General features: G+C 67.3%; 2 protein-coding genes. Both read right to left on the reverse strand.

The window, feature by feature from the left end; genetic code table 11:
* Positions 1 to 767 (reverse strand): MCP four helix bundle domain-containing protein (locus tag D180_RS18575; protein WP_017913969.1); only part of this gene is annotated, 767 nt, incomplete at its 3' end.
* A gap of 490 nt (positions 768 to 1,257) precedes the next feature.
* Positions 1,258 to 2,498 (reverse strand): chemotaxis protein CheW (locus tag D180_RS18580; protein ID WP_017913970.1); only part of this gene is annotated, 1,241 nt, incomplete at its 5' end.

Genomic DNA, 2,498 nt, shown 5'->3' on the forward strand with positions numbered 1-2,498 from the left:
TCCATCGCGACCAGCAGGCGGCCGGGTTCGTCGCGCGCCTCGGTGGCCACGTGGTTGTCCAGGCTTCCATCGGCAATGGCTTCGGCGGCGCGGGTGGCCTGGTTCAGCGGTCCGGTCAGGCTGCGGGTGATGGTCCAGGCCAGCAGGCCGCTGACGATCAGCACGGCCAGGCCGCCGCCGAGCAGCATGTTGCGGCCATTGGTCATCGCCTCGGTGGCCGTGGCATAGGCCTTCTTCATCTGCGCGTCCTGGATATCGGCGTTTTCCCGAATCTTGGCCTGCCAGGCGGCGGTGGCCGGTCGCGCCTTTTCGTTCAATAGGGCTTGCGCTTCGTCGTTGCGATTGGCCGCGCCGAGCGCAATCACCTGATCGTTGAGCTTGCCTGCGACCGCCCGTTGCGCATCGATCTCCGCGCGCAGCGTGCGGATGCGCTCGCTGGTGTCCTGGAACGCATCGAGTTGCCTGCGCATCTCCATGTAGTGCGCGCGATGCTGCTTGATTTCCGCCAGTGCTTCCCGGTTGAGCTGGTCGCTGCTCACCATTGCCAAGGTGCCGAGGGCGACCAGGATGTTGGCGTTGTCGTCGAGCATGCCGTTGCTGATGCGGATCTTCTCGACGTTGATCTTGACGATATGGTCCAGCTCGTTCCGCGCCCGCGACATGGACAGCAGGCCGGCCGCGACCAGCAGGCAGGACAGCAGGATCAATAGGCCGAACGCGCCGCCGAGGCGGCGGCCCACGTTGTAGCGTTGCAAGAGCGACGTCATGTTGGAACCCCCTGAAATGGACGAGTCACTGCGTGGTCGTTAACAGGGAAAACCGGTCGTAATGCTGGTTTCATCTGTGATGAAGTGCGTAAAACGGGCGGGAGGCATGCGGAAACATGCGTTCAAGCCACGCCAACACGGCACACGATGCGTTTTCCCCGCTGCTGCAGCACGGCTTCAGCGACCGGCAGCTCCTCCGATCGCTCCCCTGAAGCGCCGGTTCCACCTCCCCAGGTGTGACCGGCACGCACATGTAGACAAAAACTGTGCGCTCAATGTGCATCGGCAATCATGGCGTTTTCTTTAGGGCCGCGTTGCAGTGTGCAGGTCGGATGGCGGGCCGCTTGGAGGCATCTGCGTGCAGCGCGCGTCGCCCCGTTTTTGGCGGCGATCTACGCAGAGACGCCGATCTGCAGCGCGCACCGCAAACAAAAAGCCCCGGCATCGCTGCCGGGGCTCATGTGTGGCGTGACGCCGGAGGACGGGGCGGTCAGGCCGCCTGCTGCACCCGCAGCGAGCGGACCAGGCCACCGATGTCCACGATCAGGGCGACGCGGCCGTCGCCGAGGATGGTGGCGCCGGAGATGCCGCTGATGCGCCGGTAGTTGTTCTCGATGTTCTTGACCACCACCTGCTGCTGGCCGATCAGTTCGTCCACTTCCAGCGCCAGCTTCTGCCCGTCGGCCTCGACCACGACCACCAGCGGTTCTTCGCTCTGCTCGATGCGGCCGAAGCCGTAGGAGTCGCTGAGCGAGAGGATCGGCAGGTACTCGCCACGGACCCGCAGCACGCGGCCTTCGCCGGCCATGGTGCGGATGTCGTCGGCCTTGGGCTGCAGCGCCTCGATGACGTAGGCCAGCGGCAGGATCAGGGTTTCGCCCGACACCGCCACGGTCATGCCGTCGAGGATCGCCAGGGTCAGCGGCAGGCGGATCAGCACGCGGGTGCCGCGGCCGGATTCGCTTTCCAGCTGCACTTCGCCGCCCAGGCCCTGGATGTTGCGGCGGACCACGTCCATGCCGACGCCACGGCCGGACAGGTCGGTGACCGCGTCGGCGGTGGAGAAGCCCGGGGCGAAGATCAGGTCCCAGACCTGCGCATCGCTCGGGTTGTCCGGCACGGCGATGCCGCGTTCGGCGGCCTTGGCCAGGATGCGGTTGCGGTTGAGGCCGGCGCCGTCGTCGCTGACTTCGATGACGATGTGGCCGCCCTGGTGCGAGGCCGCCAGGGTGATGGTGCCGGTCTCGTCCTTGCCGGCGGCGCGGCGCGCCTCCGGCAGTTCCAGGCCGTGGTCGATCGAGTTGCGCACCAGGTGCACCAGCGGATCGGCGATCTTCTCGATCAGGCCCTTGTCCAGCTCGGTGCCTTCGCCGATCGTACGCAGGCGCACCTGCTTGCCGAGGCGGGTGGAGAGGTCGCGGACCAGGCGCGGGAAGCGGCGGAACACCGCGTCCACCGGCAGCATGCGCACGCCGATCACCGCTTCCTGCAGGTCGCGGGTGTTGCGTTCGAGCAGGTCCAGGCCGGCGAACAGGCGCTCGGCCACCGCCTGGTCCAGGCCGGTGGAGACCTGCTTGAGCATGGCCTGGGTGATGACCAGTTCGCCGACCAGGTTGATCAGCGCGTCGACCTTGTCGACGCTGACGCGGATCGAGCTTTCCGCTTCGTGCGCGGCCGCGGCGTTGCCGGCCGGCGCATTCGCGGCCACGGCGGCGGCCGGGGCGGCGGTGG

The organism is Xanthomonas sp. SHU 166 (assembly GCF_000364685.1).
Lineage (GTDB): Bacteria > Pseudomonadota > Gammaproteobacteria > Xanthomonadales > Xanthomonadaceae > Xanthomonas_A > Xanthomonas_A sontii.